At 75.4% G+C, this 14690-nt stretch carries 16 protein-coding genes; 11 read left to right on the top strand and 5 right to left on the bottom strand.

Features of this window, described 5'->3' with window-relative positions:
• Positions 1–26 precede the first annotated feature (26 nt).
• From CLT75_RS07005 to CLT75_RS06980, 6 genes are all read left to right on the top strand, one after another.
• The gene (locus tag CLT75_RS07005) at positions 27–1193 is read left to right on the top strand and encodes an SGNH/GDSL hydrolase family protein (RefSeq protein WP_135240033.1); all 1167 of its coding nucleotides are present in this window, start codon (positions 27–29) and stop codon (positions 1191–1193) included.
• A gap of 63 nt (positions 1194–1256) precedes the next feature.
• The gene (locus CLT75_RS07000; protein ID WP_135240032.1) at positions 1257–1841 is read left to right on the top strand and encodes an RNA polymerase sigma factor; all 585 of its coding nucleotides are present in this window, start codon (positions 1257–1259) and stop codon (positions 1839–1841) included.
• A complete protein-coding gene (locus CLT75_RS06995) occupies positions 1838–2656 on the top strand; it encodes a zf-HC2 domain-containing protein (protein ID WP_135240031.1) in 819 nt (272 codons plus the stop codon). Before CLT75_RS07000 ends, CLT75_RS06995 begins: the two co-directional genes overlap by 4 nt.
• 76 nt (positions 2657–2732) lie before the next feature.
• Positions 2733–3527, top strand: coding sequence for an ABC transporter ATP-binding protein (locus tag CLT75_RS06990; RefSeq protein WP_135240030.1), 795 nt, complete (start codon positions 2733–2735; stop codon positions 3525–3527).
• Positions 3527–4876, top strand: a complete 1350-nt coding sequence (locus tag CLT75_RS06985; RefSeq protein ID WP_135240029.1) for a hypothetical protein — start codon at positions 3527–3529, stop codon at positions 4874–4876. The genes CLT75_RS06990 and CLT75_RS06985 overlap by 1 nt, the downstream gene beginning before the upstream one ends.
• Positions 4873–5487: a hypothetical protein gene (locus CLT75_RS06980; protein ID WP_135240028.1), complete on the top strand. Its 615-nt coding sequence runs from the start codon at positions 4873–4875 to the stop codon at positions 5485–5487. Before CLT75_RS06985 ends, CLT75_RS06980 begins: the two co-directional genes overlap by 4 nt.
• A 34-nt stretch (positions 5488–5521) precedes the next feature.
• Here CLT75_RS06980 and CLT75_RS06975 read toward each other — a convergent pair whose 3' ends face one another.
• The 4 genes from CLT75_RS06975 to CLT75_RS06960 all read right to left on the bottom strand — a co-directional run bounded on the left by CLT75_RS06975 (position 5522) and on the right by CLT75_RS06960 (position 9463).
• A complete protein-coding gene (locus tag CLT75_RS06975; RefSeq protein WP_135240027.1) occupies positions 5522–5947 on the bottom strand; it encodes an integrase in 426 nt (141 codons plus the stop codon).
• A 54-nt stretch (positions 5948–6001) separates the two neighbouring features.
• Positions 6002–7933: a beta-propeller domain-containing protein gene (locus CLT75_RS06970; protein ID WP_135240026.1), complete on the bottom strand. Its 1932-nt coding sequence runs from the start codon at positions 7931–7933 to the stop codon at positions 6002–6004.
• A 121-nt stretch (positions 7934–8054) separates the two neighbouring features.
• Positions 8055–8351 carry a MoaD/ThiS family protein gene (locus CLT75_RS06965; RefSeq protein WP_135240025.1) on the bottom strand — a complete coding sequence of 99 codons (297 nt, stop codon included), beginning with the start codon at positions 8349–8351 and terminating at the stop codon, positions 8055–8057.
• A complete protein-coding gene (locus CLT75_RS06960; protein WP_135240024.1) occupies positions 8348–9463 on the bottom strand; it encodes an exo-alpha-sialidase in 1116 nt (371 codons plus the stop codon). The genes CLT75_RS06965 and CLT75_RS06960 overlap by 4 nt, the downstream gene beginning before the upstream one ends.
• 167 nt (positions 9464–9630) lie before the next feature.
• Between CLT75_RS06960 and CLT75_RS06955 the strand changes: the two genes are divergently transcribed.
• From CLT75_RS06955 to CLT75_RS06945, 3 genes are all read left to right on the top strand, one after another.
• Positions 9631–10047, top strand: coding sequence for an MmcQ/YjbR family DNA-binding protein (locus CLT75_RS06955; RefSeq protein ID WP_135240023.1), 417 nt, complete (start codon positions 9631–9633; stop codon positions 10045–10047).
• A 108-nt stretch (positions 10048–10155) separates the two neighbouring features.
• Complete coding sequence (locus CLT75_RS06950; RefSeq protein ID WP_135240022.1) at positions 10156–11040, top strand: ABC transporter ATP-binding protein; 885 nt, start codon at positions 10156–10158, stop codon at positions 11038–11040.
• Positions 11037–12629: an ABC-2 transporter permease gene (locus tag CLT75_RS06945; protein WP_209310282.1), complete on the top strand. Its 1593-nt coding sequence runs from the start codon at positions 11037–11039 to the stop codon at positions 12627–12629. The genes CLT75_RS06950 and CLT75_RS06945 overlap by 4 nt, the downstream gene beginning before the upstream one ends.
• Position 12630: 1 nt before the next feature.
• Here CLT75_RS06945 and CLT75_RS06940 read toward each other — a convergent pair whose 3' ends face one another.
• A complete protein-coding gene (locus CLT75_RS06940; RefSeq protein ID WP_135240021.1) occupies positions 12631–13167 on the bottom strand; it encodes a GNAT family N-acetyltransferase in 537 nt (178 codons plus the stop codon).
• Between the two features lie 106 nt (positions 13168–13273).
• On the opposite strand from CLT75_RS06940, the gene CLT75_RS06935 reads away from it, so the two are divergent.
• Complete coding sequence (locus CLT75_RS06935; protein WP_135240020.1) at positions 13274–14152, top strand: alpha/beta fold hydrolase; 879 nt, start codon at positions 13274–13276, stop codon at positions 14150–14152.
• 112 nt (positions 14153–14264) lie between these two features.
• The gene (locus CLT75_RS06930) at positions 14265–14681 is read left to right on the top strand and encodes an ASCH domain-containing protein (protein WP_135240019.1); all 417 of its coding nucleotides are present in this window, start codon (positions 14265–14267) and stop codon (positions 14679–14681) included.
• Positions 14682–14690: the final 9 nt, after the last annotated feature.

Raw genomic sequence — 14690 nt, 5'->3', positions numbered from 1 at the left:
CCGGATCCGGGGGCAGGATCGGGATCATGCCATCCCCGCACCTCACCACCCCGGTCACCACCGACCTGCTGCGCGGCGCGCTCGACCTGGAGCAGACAGCGGACGGGGTGCTGCCGCACCGGCTGCCCGCGTGGGCCCGGGCGCAGAACACCGACCCGCAGCTGACGATGGCCGAGGCGATGCCGTCCGGCGTACGGCTGGTGTTCCGGACCCGCGCCACCACCGTCGAGCTGGACGTACTGCCGACGAAGATGGTCTACCGCGGCTCCGGGCCGCGTCCCGACGGCCGCTACGACCTGGTCGTCGACGGACACCTCGCCGGTCACGCCACCGCCGACGGCGGCAAGGTGCTCACCGTCGACCTGGCCACCGGCGCGGCCGGCGTCGAGCCGGGTCCGGTCGCCACGGTGCGCTTCGCCGACCTGCCCGCCACCGACAAGGAGGTGGTGATCTGGCTGCCACAGCGGGAGATCACCGAGCTGGTGGCGCTGCGCACCGACGCGCCGGTCGAGCCGGCCGACACGGGCGGCCGCCGGGTGTGGCTGCATCACGGCAGCTCGATCAGCCACGGCTCGGACGCGGAGAGCCCCACCGGCACCTGGCCGGCGGTGGCCGCCACGCTCGCCGGCGTGGAGCTGGTCAACCTGGGGTTCAGCGGCAGCGCCCTGCTCGACCCGTTCACCGCCCGCGCGATGCGCGACACCCCGGCCGACCTGATCAGCGTCAAGATCGGCATCAACGTGGTGAACAGCGACCTGATGCGGCTGCGCGCGTTCGGCCCCGCCGTGCACGGCTTCCTGGACACCATCCGGGAGGGGCACCCGCAGACCCCGCTGCTGGTCGTGTCGTCGATCCTGTGCCCGGCCCAGGAGGACACACCCGGCCCCGGTGCGGTCGACCTCGTCGACGGCCGGGTGCGGTTCCGGGCCACCGGCGACCCCGCCGAGCGGGCCACCGGCCGGCTCACGCTGCGCGTCATCCGCGCCGAGCTGGCCCGGATCGTGGCGTCCCGGGCCGGGACGGACCCGAACCTGCACTACCTCGACGGGCTGGAGCTGTACGGCGAGGCCGACTACGCCGAACTGCCGCTGCCCGACGAGCTGCACCCCGACCCGGCCGCCGACCGCCGCATCGGCGAGCGGTTCGCCGCGCTGGCGTTCGGCCCGAAGGGACCGTTCGCCGCGGCGGAGTGACGGACCTCCCTCACGGCTCGGTGTGACCCAGGTCACGCCGCGCCGTGATCCGTCGGAGGTGCCGTGCACGACCATCTAGGCGTGGGAGGAAGCCAACAGGACGAGGAGCGGCTGCTGCGGCGGGTCGCGCGCGCCGACCTAGACGCGTTCGACGAGCTGTACCGGCGTACGTCGCCGTGGCTCGCGATCCGGCTGCGGCGGCGGTGCGCCGACGACGGCATCGTGGCCGAGGTCCTCCAGGACACGTACCTCACGGTGTGGCGGGCCGCCGGCTCGTTCAGCGGGCTGCGGCGCTCCGACGGCGCGGACGCGCCGGGTGGCTCGGCCGCCGGCTGGATCTGGACCATCGCGGCCCGGCGCCTGGTCGACGCGCTGCGCCGCCGCGCCCGGATGCAGGAGGTGCCGACCGACGTCCTTCCGGTCCGCAGCGCGCCGGCCGCCGAGGACGAGGCGCTCGCCGGGTCGTTCGGCTCGGAGGTGGGCGCCGCGCTGGACGCGCTGGCCCCGGAACTGCGGGCGGTGCTCGCCGCGATGGTCCTGGACGGACTGACCGTCCGGGAGACCTCCGTCCTGCTGGGGGTGCCGGAGGGCACCGTGAAGAGCCGGGCGCGGCGTGCCCGCAACGCGCTACGGGAGGCACTGGCATGACCGCTCACGTTCCCCCGCCGGCACTGGCCGCGTACGCGGCGGGCAGCCCCGACGACGCCACCACCTGGACGATCGAGGTGCACCTGGAGGGCTGCGCCGAGTGCCGCGACCGGCTCGGCGAGCTGGCCGCCCCGCCACTGCGGGCGCTGCTCGGCGACGCCCGGGAGGCGATCCTGGAACAGGCCCGCACCGGGCCGCAGCCGGTGCGCCGGCGCCCGCTGCGACGGTGGTGGCTGCGCTGGACCGACTGGTCGCTGCTGGCCTGGGCGGCCATGACGTGCACGGCGATCCTCGCCGCGGTGCTGCTGGACCGCAACTACCCGGAGCAGCCCTCGGCGGTGCTGCTGCTCGCGCCGGTGGCGCCGCTCGCAGGGCTCGCGGTGGCCTGGTCCCGCCGCGCCAACCCGAACTGGGAGGTGGTCGCCGGCACCGCCCGCGCCGGGCTGGAACTGCTGCTTCGCCGTACCCTCGCGGTTCTGCTCCTGGTCGCGCCGGTGCTCGCGGCGGCCGGGCTGGCGGTCGGCCGCAACCCCGCGCTGTGGCTGCTGCCCTGCCTGACGTTCACCGCCGCGACGCTGCTGCTCGGCAGCCGCGTCGGCGTGCCGGTGGCCGCCGCCGTCCTCGGCGGCGGCTGGCTCACCGCGGTCGCGGTCGTGTCGTTCACCGGCGCCGCCGACGCGGCCCGCGCCGCCGCCGCGACCGACGCCCTGCTCCGGCCCGCCACCATGCCCGCCTGGGCGGCGGCCGCCGTCGTGCTCACTCTGCTGACCGCGCTGCGCGCCGAACACCTGCGGCGGCCCGCCGGCTGGCGCTGACGCCGCGACCCGCACCACCACGACACGGCGCCCGCCCGGCGCCGCGACCGACCCTGCCCCCGAGAAGGAGACGACATTGGTACGCGCAGTGAGCGCCGACGAGGTGGCGCCGACCCGGCACGCCTGGCGGATCGAGGCGGTGGGACTGTCGGTGAAGGCCGGGCGGCACCTGGCCGTCGACAACCTGGGCCTGACGCTCGGCGCCGGCGTGCACGGGCTGCTCGGCCCGAACGGCGCCGGCAAGAGCACCCTGATGCGGGCGCTCGCCACTGTGGTCAAGCCGCACGCCGGCGTGCTGCGGCTGCTCGGCGCGGACGCCACCGCGTCCCGTGAGCTGCGGCCGGTGCGCCGCCGGCTCGGCTACCTGCCGCAGCAGTTCGGCTACTACCCCCGGTTCACCGTGCGGGAGTACGTCGAGTACGTGGCCTGGCTGCGGGAGATGCCCGCCTCGGCGGTGCCGGGCGCCGCCCAGCGGGCCATCGACCGGGTACGCCTCACCGACCGGGCCGACGCCAAGCTCAAGTCGCTGTCCGGCGGCATGCTGCGCCGGGCCGGCATCGCCCAGGCGATCGTGAACGAACCGGACCTGCTGCTGCTCGACGAACCGACTGTCGGCCTGGACCCGGAACAGCGGGTCGAGTTCCGTGAGCTGATCCGCGAACTCGGCGCGGACGCCTGCGTGCTGGTCTCCACCCACCTGGTGGAGGACGTGGTGGCGGCCTGCTCCGACGTCATCCTGATGGACCAGGGCACCCGCGTGTTCCAGGGCCTGCCCGCCGACCTGGTCCGCCACGGCGAGACCGGCGGCGTCGGCGACAGCGCCGCCGAGCGCGGCTACTCGTACCTCCTCAAGCGGCACCGGAGCGCCTGATGATCCGACAGGTACGCATCGAACTGCGCCGCTCCAACGCGCCGGCCGTGGCGGTGCTGCTGCTGGCCATCGGCGCCCTCGGCACGGCGAGCATGTACAGCTTCTGGCAGGGGCAGTGGCTGCGGCTGGGCTACGTGCACGCCTCCGACGTGTTCTTCCTGATGCCGCTCGCGCTCGCCGGTGGCGCGGTGCTGGGCCGCCGGGACCGGCGCACCCGCGCCGAGGAACTGATGAACAGCACCGGCCGGCCCCGCTGGCAGCGCACGCTACCAGCGATGACAGCGCTCGGCGTCGCCGTCGCGGCCGCGCACCTGCTCGTGCTCGCCGCCAGCGCGGCGGTGGTCGCCTCCGGCGGCGCCTACCTCGGCGTACGCGGACTCGCCGGGCCCCTGATCGACGTGCTGGTGCTGGTGGGCGCGGCCTGGGTCGGCGTGGCGGTAGGCCGGCTGTGGTCCTCACCGCTGCTGCCGCCGCTGCTGGCCGCCGCCGGCCTGGTCGCGCAGGAGGGCACCGCCATGCTCGGCGGGTCGGACAGCCGGCTGACGAACGCGTCCCTGATGATCTCCTGGCCGCCGGACACCCCGTGGGAGACGCTGTCCGACCGGCTGCTGCTCAGCCGCCTCACGCTGGGGGCCGGGCTTGTCCTCGCCGGCCTGCTGCTGGCGGCGGGCAGGTCGTGGCCGGTCCGGGCCGGCGCGGCGGCGAGCCTCGCCGGTGGCGTCGCGGGCCTCCTCCTGATCGGCGTGCCGGGCCCCGCCGGCATCTGGCAGCTCGATCCGGAGGCACGCCGCTACGTCTGCGCCGACGGCACGCCGCAGGTGTGCGTCACCGCCGTCAACGCGCACCTGCTGCCGCAGATCACTCCCGAGGCCCGCCGAGGGCTGCGCGCGCTGGCGAAGCTGCCGGACGCGCCGACCCGCGCGGTGGAACTGCGGCTGGACACCATCGGCAGCAACGACAGCGAGCAGTGGCACCGGCCCAAGCCGGCAGCGGGCACCGTGCAGTTCCTCCTGGAGGTCGACCCGGACACCGGCCGGGCCGCGGACGTGGCCGAGCGCATCGCGCTGGGCGGCGGCACCACGTGGTACGGCTGCGGGCGCAGCGGCGACGACATCGCTCCGGCGATCGCCGCGGCCTGGCTGCTGGACACCGAGACGGTACGGCTGTGGGACTCCTGGACCGGGTACCGGCACACCGACACGCAGCAGCCGGAGATCCGGAACGGGGTGCGGCAGTTGCGCACGCTGCCCGAGCCGGAGCAGCTGCGACGGGTCACCGCGCTGCGGGACGCGGCAGCGCGCTGCGAGCCGGACCTGATGCCGGCGCTCACCGGACGGGCCGCGCCGTGACCCGCTGGCTGCCGCTGTACGTGCGGTCCCGCCGGATACCCGCCGCCCTGGCCGGATCGGCAGTCGCCGTCGCGGTGATGACCGTCTCCTGGTCCGCCTTCAGCGACCGGCCCGAGGTGCCGGCCGGGCTCGCCGTGCTCACCACCGCGATGGCGGTGGCGCCGCTCGGGCCGACGCTCGCCGGCACCGACCCGGCGCTGGAGAAGACCGCCGCGTGGCAGTGGGCGCCGCGCCGGGCCGGGCACCTGCTCGGGTACGGCACGGTGGTGGTCGGGCTGCTGGCCGCCGCCCGCCTGCTCGGCGCCGACTTCGGGCCGCTGTCCGTGCTGGCCCGCGACACGGCCGGGCTGACCGGGCTGGTCGGACTCGGGGCCGCGCTGGCCGGTGCCCGGGCCGCCTGGCAGGTGCCGACCGCGTGGGCGGCGCTGGGAGCGTTCCTGGCCGCGCCGGGCGGGCCGGAGTGGCGGCAGGTGGCGCTGTGGATGGCGCAGGAGCCGGGCAACCGGATCGCCGCCGTCACCGCCACGACGTTCCTCCTCGGCGGCGTCGTCGCGTACGCGCTGCGGGTGGGGCCGCAGGTCGCGGCGGCCGAGGCGGCGCTGGAACAGTGACGTGCCGGACCTCGTCGCGCGCGGCGAGGTCCGGTCAGTCGCTGTCCGCGGCGGCCCACGCCGGCACGACGCGCCGCGTCGGGTCACCGCCCTCCGGTCCGCGCAGCCGGTCGGTGAGCAGGAATCCGGGCAACCGGAACCGGTCCGCGTGCTCCCGCTCGGCGAGCCGGTACGTGCCGCCGCGCCGATCGGGCTGCCATCCGTGCCGCAGGGCGTACTCGACGACGGCGCGTACGTCGGCCGAGGCCGGGTAGGCGTCGTCGACGGCACAGGGCGACCAGCGCGTCCCCCAGGTGGTCGACAGCAGATCCGCCTGGAGCGCCTGGCCCGTCTTCCCGCCGCCCCAGATCCGGAGCCGGACGCAGCGGTGGCAGTCCGTGTCGCCCCGTACCTCGCGGATCTCCGCCCGCCAGGTGAAGGCGCGCCCGTCGATCCACAGTCGCCGCAGCCGGATGCGCACGGCCCGATCGTCCGCAACGGCGCCCGCCGCCGCAACGGGTTTCCTCCGTCGTCGTCAGGTCAGCGGCACCCAGGCCAGGGTGGTCATGCCGGCCAGGGCGGTCGCCTTGAGACCGGCGTCGGAGACCGTCCAGAGCACGCCGTCGATCATCAGCGAGCGGCGGATCGGTGCCCACTCGCGACCGTCGGCCAGGGCGCCCGGGTGGTCGACGGCGCCGGCCACCGTGAAGCCCTTGTCGCCGACGCGCAGCGCCAGCACGCCGCCGGACGGCGCGCGCCTGGCGCCGTCGGCGCGGTCGGTGACCACGCCCGGTTGCTGCACCGGGAGCACCACCAGGCGCTCAGGCTCCCAGTACAGGAACGCGTGCGGGTCGTGCTCCACCTCGGACCAGCCGCCGGGGATGTGGTGCTGGGCGATGCGCGCCGGCCGGGCCGGGTCGGCGACGTCGAACAGCGACACCTGGGTGCCGGTCACCCGTCCCCTGTCGGTCGCGTCCTGGCCGACCCCGATCAGGCGGCCGTCGCCGGCCGGGTGCAGGTACGCCGAGTACCCGTTGATCTTCAGCTCGCCGGTGACCCGGGGCGCGGCCGGGTCGCGCAGGTCCACGCCGTACAGCGGGTCGGTCTGCCGGAACGTGACCACGTATCCGGTGCCACCGACGAACCGCACCGCGAAGATCCGCTCGCCCTTGCCGAGGCCGGTGACCGCGCCGACCCGCTTCAGCGTGGCCCCGTCGGCGCGCAGCACGTAGACGCCGGACTGGGAGGACCTCTCCCGCCCCCACGTCTCGCCCGTGGTGGTGGCGACCCGCAGGTGACCGTCCCACTCGGACAGCGCGTACTGGTCGATCAGCCAGCCGGGCACCGACCCGGCGGCGACGAAGCGTGGCGTGGCCCCCTCGGTGTCGAACTGGTAGATCTCGGTGCCGGCGTCACGTGCCCCGGACGGCCCGCCACGCCACGTCCGCCAGCGCTGGTCGTTGGCGACGTAGAGGCGCGGGCCGTTGCTGTAGACGGTCTCGCCGTCGGCGACCACGGTGACCGGGTCACCGGCGCCGAGCGCGGACGCGCCCAGGTCGAAGCTGAGCACCGTGACCATCGAGGCGCCGGAGAAGCCGGCCGGCCGGCTGACCCGGTCGCAGCCCACCCGTCCGGTGCCGACGGTCCGCACACCGTCGCGGATCTCGTAGCGGGGCAGCCAGTCGTCGAGCGCGGCCTTGTCGATGATCGCCCGGTTGGCGGCGATCCGCTGGGCGTCCGTCTTACGGTCGGACTGATAGGGGAAGTCGAGCCGGGGCGCCGACCGGATCACCACACGGGCGGTCGCGCCGGACTGCCGGGCGTCGACCAGGAGGCCGTCGATCCGGTACTCCCCGACCACACGGGGCGCTCCGGCGAGGTCCAGCAGGACCAGCCGGGCCTGCGGGGTCCGGCCCGGGCGGGTCTGCCCGTCCGGTACGGGGCCCTTGACGACCCGGCCCGCGTGCAGCAGCACGAGCGCCCGGTCACCGTGCAGCAGCAAGCTCCCCTCGTCGCCGGCGAACCGCTCGGCGTCGGGATCGAGCGCCAGCCGGCCGGTCACGCGGCGGCTCGCCGGATCGACCACCGACAGCACGCCCCGGGTGACCGTGACGATCCGCCGCCCGTCGGTCTTGACCAGGTCCGGTTCGTCCACACCGGCCTCGTGCACGTTGGTGCCGGAGTAGACCGGCGCGGACGCCGCGCTCGCGTCCTTGGGAACGTTGCCGCCGACCGCCGCCCGTTCCGCGCTGAACTGCAGGCGTACGTCCGGCCCGAAACCCCACGGCCCGACCGCCGCCTTCGCGGCCGTACGGAGCTGCCGCAGCGCCTCGTCGCAGCCGTCGAACGCCACCAGCCGCAGCCCGCCGGCCGGCACGACCTGCCCGGCGGACGGCGGGCCGCCGGGCGGCGGATCGGCGGCCGGGGGTGACGCGGTGCAGCCGGCGAGAGCCAGCGCGGCGGCCATCGTCCATCCAAGCGTCCGGGGTCCGTGACCTGTCATGCGGGTCAGACGTGGCGGTGACGGGCGCGGTTCCCGATCGTGCCGCGCAACCGCCGATCGGTCGTGCGACCGCCGGTCGCGCCGCTCAGCCGCCGGCCATCGCGCCGAGCACGATGAACGGCTCCTTGCCGGCGACCACCTCCTCCGGCAGCGGCGCGTCCGGGGACTCGTTGGAGAGGTCCAGTTCGCAGGCGTAGAAGCGGACGAACGGCCGGCGCTGCCCGCTGTGCCGGTCGCGGATCGTGCCGAGCAGCATCGGGTACGCGGTCTCCAACGCGTCGAGCACCTCCCGCTGGGTGGGCGGCCCGGCCACCTCGACGCGTACCTCGCCGGCGACGTGCGCCAGGTTCTTCAGGTGCGCCGGCAGCACCACCCGGATCACGGCAGCACCTGGACCTCGACCGAGAGCACGGCCGGCAGGTCCCGCACGATCGGCGCCCAGGTGTCGCCGCCGTCGGCCGAGTGGTAGACCTGACCGCCGGTGGTGCCGAAGTAGACGCCGCAGGGGTCGAGCGTGTCCACGGCCATCGCGTCGCGCAGCACGTTGACGTAGCAGTGCGACTGCGGCAGCCCTTCGGTCAGCGGCTCCCAGTGCTCGCCGCCGGTACGGCTGCGGTAGACGCGCAGCTTGCCCTCCGGCGGGTAGTGCAGCGAGTCGCTGGTGATCGGCACCACGTAGACCGTCTCCGGTTCGTGCGCGTGCACCGCGATCGGGAAGCCGAAGTCCGTCGGCAGGTCGCCGCTGACCTCCCGCCAGTTCGCGCCCGCGTCGTCGGTGCGCATGACGTCCCAGTGCTTCTGCATGAACAGCGTGTCCGGCCGGGACGGGTGCTGCGCGAGACGGTGCACGCAGTGCCCGACCTCGGAGTCGGTGTCCGGGATCTCGCCCGAGCGCAGCCCCTTGTTGATCGGCAGCCAGCTCGCGCCGCCGTCGTCGCTGCGGAACGCGCCCGCCGCCGAGATCGCCACGTAGATCCGGTCCCGGTCGGCCGGGTCGAGCAGGATCGTGTGCAGGCACATCCCGCCCGCGCCGGGCTGCCAGGACGGGCCGGTCGGGTGCTGCCGCAGGGCGGTCAGCTCGGACCACTTCTGGCCGCCGTCGGTGGTCAGGTAGAGGGCGGCGTCCTCGCCGCCCGCGTACACCGTGTCGGGGTCGTGGCGGGACGGCTCCAGGTGCCAGATCCGCTTGAACTCCCACGGCCGTGGGGTGCCGTCGAACCAGAGGTGCTGCCCGACCTCGCCGCTGTAGGCGAAGTCGTTGCCGGCCGTCGTCCACGTCCGGCCGCCGTCGTCCGAGCGCTGGATCAGCTGCCCGAACCAGCCGCCGGACTGGGACGCGTACAGCCGGTCCGGTTCGACGGGTGAACCTGTCAGGTGGTAGATCTCCCAGCCGCCGAAATGTGGTCCGTCGACGGTCCAGTCGTCACGCTTGCCGTCCGAGGTCAGGATGAACGCGCCCTTGCGCGTGCCGACAAGTACTCGTATGCCGCTCATGTCTCGTCCTCTCGTCCGAGGGGGTTCTCCCGGCAATGACCGTGCGGCTCACCGAAACTCATCGCTGTCGTACTCCCCGGCTACGACATTTCCTGGTCGGACGCGCTGTGGCGGGGTCGCCACGCCGGTGCGGCCGGAATGTCGGGGGCTGCGGCTAGCCTGCGCGCATGACCGGCCCCGGAGACGTCCCACCCGAGCACCTCGACCGCCTGCGGCCGGTCTGTCTCGGCCTGCCGGAGACCTACGAGGAAGCGGCCTGGGTGGGTGTGCGGTGGCGGATCCGCGGCCGCACGTTCGCCCACGTGCTCACCGTCGACCCGGGCCACCAGGCGGCGTACGCGCGGGCCGCGGCGACCGACGAGCCGGTCTGCGTGATGACGTTCCGCTCCCCCGGCGACGAGATCGCCGGGCTGCTCGCGGCCGGGCCGCACTTCTTCAAGCCGGACTGGGCCGCCGACGTGGTCGGCCTGCGGCTGGACGCGGACACGGACTGGACCGAGGTCGCCGAGCTGCTCACCGAGAGCTACTGCGTGCTGGCCCCGAAGAAGCTGGTGGCGCTGGTCGACCGGCCGGTGGGGCCATGACGACACGGGCGGGGCTTCCCCGGGGCGGGACATCGGCAGTACGGTGAGCGCGGTGTGCCGGGAAGCCTGGTCGGCGGTCGTTGTCCCGCCGTCTCCAGGAGCCGCGCCATGGGAGTCCCCGCCGTCCGCACCCGTGATCTGACGAAGCACTACGGCCGCCTGGTGGCCCTCGACGGCCTGGACCTGACAGTCGAAGCCGGTGAGGTGGTCGGTCTCCTCGGCCCCAACGGCGCCGGCAAGTCCACCACGATCCGGTTGCTGCTCGGCCTCGCCCGTCCCACCCGGGGTGTCGCCCGGATCTTCGAGGCGGACGCCGCTGACGTGCGGGCGGCGCACCGGCTGCTGGCGTACGTGCCCGCCGACGTGGCGCTCTGGCCGCACCTCACCGGCGCGGAGATCCTCGACCTGCTCGCCGCGACCGGTCCCGGCGTGGACGCCAGCTACCGGGCCGACCTCGTCGAGCGGTTCGCGCTCGACCCGTCCCGCCCGGCCGGCACCTACTCGACCGGCAACCGGCAGAAGGTCGCGCTGGTCGCCGCGTTCGCCACCCGGGCGCCGCTGCTCGTCCTCGACGAGCCGACGAGCGGGCTGGATCCGCTGATGGAGCTGCAGTTCCGCCGCGCGGTGGGCGAGGCGCGGGACAACGGGCAGAGCGTGCTGCTCTGCTCGCACCAGCTCGCCGAGGTGGAGGCGGTCTGCGACCGGGTGGCGATCCTGCGGGCCGGCCGGCTCGTCGACATCGCCCCGGTGCCGCAGTTGCGGCGGCTGCACCGCAGCGAGGTGACGGTAGGGTTCACCGGCCCCGCACCCGGCCTGGCCGGCGTGCCCGGCGTCGAAGCGGTCGAGGAACGGCAGGGACTGCTGCGCTTCACCCTCGCCGGCCCGCCCGCCGCCGCGCTGCGCGCCCTGTCCGGCGCGGAGATCACCACGCTGACCGTGCGCGAGCCGAGCCTGGAGGAGATCTTCCTCGACTACTACGGGGAGCAGTCGTGACCCGCCCGGCCGGCACAGCGGTCAGCCTGCTCGCCGCCCGCGGCATCTGGCGGCCGGCCCTCGTCGTGACCGGTGTGACCGTCGGCATGTCCGCCCTGGTGGTGGCCACCTACGCCGGCGCCGTCGGCGAGGGCATGGACGCCGCCGCCCTGGAGGCGCTGGCGCACAACCCGGCGATCCGTACGTTGTTCGGCGAGCCCGTCGCCCTGGACACCGCCGGTGGGTTCACCGTGTGGCGCACCGGCACGGTGCTGGCCGTGCTGGTCAGCGTGTGGAGCCTGCTGGCGACCGTCCGGGTGACCCGGGGTGAGGAGGAGGCCGGCCGGTGGGGGTTGCTGCTCGCCGGCCGGCTGACACCCGCGGCGGTGCTGCGGCGTCACCTGGCGCCGCTGACGGCGACGTCGGCGGTGACCGGTTCGCTGCTCGCGGCCGCGCTGACGGCGGCCGGCACGCCGTGGCAGGGTGCGCTGCTGCACGGGGCCGGTCTCGCCTCGGCCGGGGCGTTCGCGGTCGCGGTGGGCGCGGTCGTCGTGCAGGTCCAGCCGACCAGGGCGGGGGCGGCCGGTAGCGGCCTGGCCGTGCTCGGGGCCGGCCTGCTGGCGCGGATGGCCGGCGACTCCGGGCCGGCGGCGGCGTGGCTGCGGTGGCTGCCGCCGTACGGTCCGCTCGCGCTCACCCGCCCGTACCACGAGAACCGGTGGGCGCCGCTGCTCGTGTCGCTGGCCGCCGTCGTCGTGCTGACCGGGGCGGCGCTGGCCCTGTGCGCCCGGCGCGACGTGGGCGCCGGACTGCTGCGCCCACCGGCCGGCCGGGCACCGCGACGCCACCTGCTGCACTCGGTGCCGGCCTTCGCGATGCGGCGCGCCCTGCGTCCGCTCGCCGGCTGGGCCACCGGTGTCGCCGCCTACTTCCTGCTGATCGGCGTGCTCGCCACGTCGCTGACCGGCTTCCTGGAGCAGAACCCCGCCTTCGCCGACCTCGCCGCGCGGGCGGGCTTCGGCGGGCTCGACCGGGTCCGGGGGTACGTGGCCACGCTGTTCGCGCTGCTGGCGGTACCGATCGGCGCGTTCGCCACCGCGCGGTTGAACGCCTTCGTCGCCGCGGAGGTCGCCGGCCGGCTCACGCTGCTGCGGTCCGGTCCGGTCAGCCGGGTCCGGCTGCTCGCCGCCGAGGTGGGCAGCGCGTCCGCCGGGGCGGTGGCGCTGGCGGTCGCGGCCGGTCTCGCGACGTGGCTGGGTACCACGGTGGTCGGCGCCGGCCTGCCGCTCACCGCCGCCCTGGCGGGCATGCTCAACGTGCTGCCGCTGGCGTTGCTCGGCGCCGGGGCGGCCACCCTCGCCGTCGGCGCGGCGCCCCGGCTCGTTCCCGTGCTGGGCATGCTGCCCACAGCGGGTGGTTTCCTGCTGACGGTGGTGACGGAGAGCGTGCGCGCGCCCGCCTGGATCGGCGCGCTGTCCCCGTACGCGCATCTCGCTGGCGTGCCCGACGCGGCGCCGAACTGGACGGCTCAGGGCGTGCTGGTCGCGGCGGCGTTCGCCCTGGCGGCCCTGGGCGGCTGGGCCTACGGCCGCCGGGATGTGGCGGGCTGAGTCAGCCGAGCTTCTTGCGTAGCGTCTCGAACGCCAGGTCCGGTCGCAGCGGCACGCCGAAGCGCTCGTCGCCGTACGGGAACGGGCTGAGTTCACCGGTGCGCACGTAGCCGCGCCGCTCGTACCAGGCGATCAGGTCGTCGCGCTGGACGATGACTGTCATCCGCATCTCGCCGGCGTGCCACTGCTCGGCCGCGTATCGCTCGGCCTCGGCCAGCAGGTCCCGGCCCAGGCCGCCGCCCTGCCGGCCGGGGGCCACCGCGAACATGCCGAAGTAGACGTGGTCGTCGCGGCGTTCGAGCTGGCAGCAGGCCACCAGGGCGCCGTCCTGCTCGGCGACCAGCACCACGCCGCCCGGGCCGGTGACCGCCGCGGTCACCATCTCCGGGTCGGTGCGCTGCCCGGCCAGCAGGTCCGCCTCGTGGGTCCAGCCCTGGCGGCTGCGCTCGCCCCGGTACGCCGACTCGATCAGGTCGACGAGGGCGGCCACGTCCTCGGGGCGGGCGACCCGGACGGCACGGGGTGCGGGGCTGGTCATGGCGGTTCTCCACGGTCGGCGACGTACCTGGTCAGCGTACGCACGCGGGCGCTCCGGACGGCGGCCGGGACCACCGGCCGGGACGGCTCGTGGTTCACTGCCGTGCGTGGAGACGACGGTCGGCGCGGCGGGACTGCCGGCGGTCGTCGACCTGCCGGCCGGGCCGGTACGCGGCGGCCTCGTCGTGCTGCACGGCTCGCACGCCGGGCAACGCTCCCACTTCCTGTACGCGCACCTGGCCCGGCTGCTGCCTCCGGCCGGGATCGCGGTGCTGCGCTACGACCGCCGCCCCCGGATCGACGGGCACGACGTGCCGCTGGCCGACCAGGCCGAGGACGCGTCGGCCGCGGTGACCGAGCTGCGCCGGCACGTCGGGGCGGCCCCGGTCGGGCTTTGGGGTTTCAGCCAGGGCGCGTGGGCGGCGGCGCTCACCGCCACCCGCTGCCCGGTCGGCTTCCTGGTCCTGGTCGGGTGCAGCGGCGTGAGCCCCGCGAGGCAGATGCGCTACGGCACCGCCGAGCAGTTGCGCCGCAACGGGTACGGCCCGGCCGACGTGGCTGAGCTGACCCGGCTGCGCGCGCTCGTCGAGGACTACCTGCGCGGCGACGTGGCCCGCCCGGTGGCGCAGGCGGCGATCGACGCGGCGGCGCGGCGCCAGTGGTTCCCGCTGGCGTCCCTGCCCGAGGAGCTGCCCGCCACGCCCGGCACCTGGACCGACATGGACTACGACCCGGCGCCGGTCCTGGCGCGGCTGACCGGCCCGGTGCTGCTCTGTCACGGCGAGACGGACGCGTGGGTCCCGATCGAGGAGAGCCTCGCGGTGTGGCGGCGGAGCGCCCGCGACGCCGAGCTGACGGTGGCCCGGCTGGCCGGTTGCGACCACGCCCCCACGCTCGGGGAGCGCGAGGATCTGGACGGCGTCAGCCCGCAGTACGAGCGGGTCCTGCTCGACTGGCTCGACCGGACGCTGCCGCCGCCGGGCTGAGTGGCCGGGCTGGGTGGCCGGGCTGGGTGGCCGGGCTGGGTGGCCGGGCTGGGTGGCCGGGCGCCGCGGAAGGCGGTCGCCCGTCCCGCGTGGCCCGGCTACGCTGCCGCGCATGGACGCCGACCTGCCCACCTTCGAGTTCGCCTTCCCGGGACCGCTGCGCGACCAGCTCGTCGCCGCCGTGCTCGACGGGAGCAAGACCACCACCACGGGTCTGGTCCAGGACTACGAGATCGACGGTGAGCCGCTGCCCGCAGTCGGCACCCGCTTCGCGGTGATCGACTCCGACGGCCGGCCGGTGGCGGTGATCGAGCTGGTCGAGGTGCGCGTCGCCCGCCTCGGCGACGTCGATCTCGACCACGCGCGCGACGAGGGCGAGGGGTTCGACACGGTCGCCGCCTGGCGGGCCGGCCACGAGCGGTTCTGGCACGGCGAGGACTACCGCGGCTGGCTCGGCGACCCCGGTTTCACGGTGGACGACGACACGCCGGCCGTGCTGGAACGCTTCCGCCTGGTCGAGACGCTCTGACGGGCCGCC

It is taken from the genome of Micromonospora sp. CNZ285 (assembly GCF_004637285.1).
Note: the sequence above shows the minus strand (reverse complement) of the source record. Positions and strands in the feature narration are given on the sequence as shown.

Coding starts and splice junctions, on each gene's coding strand:
- CLT75_RS07005 (WP_135240033.1), top strand. CDS start 27: ATGCCATCCCCGCACCTCACCACCCCGGTCACCACCGACCTGCTGCGC.
- CLT75_RS06995 (WP_135240031.1), top strand. CDS start 1,838: ATGACCGCTCACGTTCCCCCGCCGGCACTGGCCGCGTACGCGGCGGGC.
- CLT75_RS06985 (WP_135240029.1), top strand. CDS start 3,527: ATGATCCGACAGGTACGCATCGAACTGCGCCGCTCCAACGCGCCGGCC.
- CLT75_RS06970 (WP_135240026.1), bottom strand. CDS start 7,933: ATGGCCGCCGCGCTGGCTCTCGCCGGCTGCACCGCGTCACCCCCGGCC.
- CLT75_RS06960 (WP_135240024.1), bottom strand. CDS start 9,463: ATGAGCGGCATACGAGTACTTGTCGGCACGCGCAAGGGCGCGTTCATC.
- CLT75_RS06955 (WP_135240023.1), top strand. CDS start 9,631: ATGACCGGCCCCGGAGACGTCCCACCCGAGCACCTCGACCGCCTGCGG.
- CLT75_RS06950 (WP_135240022.1), top strand. CDS start 10,156: ATGGGAGTCCCCGCCGTCCGCACCCGTGATCTGACGAAGCACTACGGC.
- CLT75_RS06940 (WP_135240021.1), bottom strand. CDS start 13,167: ATGACCAGCCCCGCACCCCGTGCCGTCCGGGTCGCCCGCCCCGAGGAC.
- CLT75_RS06930 (WP_135240019.1), top strand. CDS start 14,265: ATGGACGCCGACCTGCCCACCTTCGAGTTCGCCTTCCCGGGACCGCTG.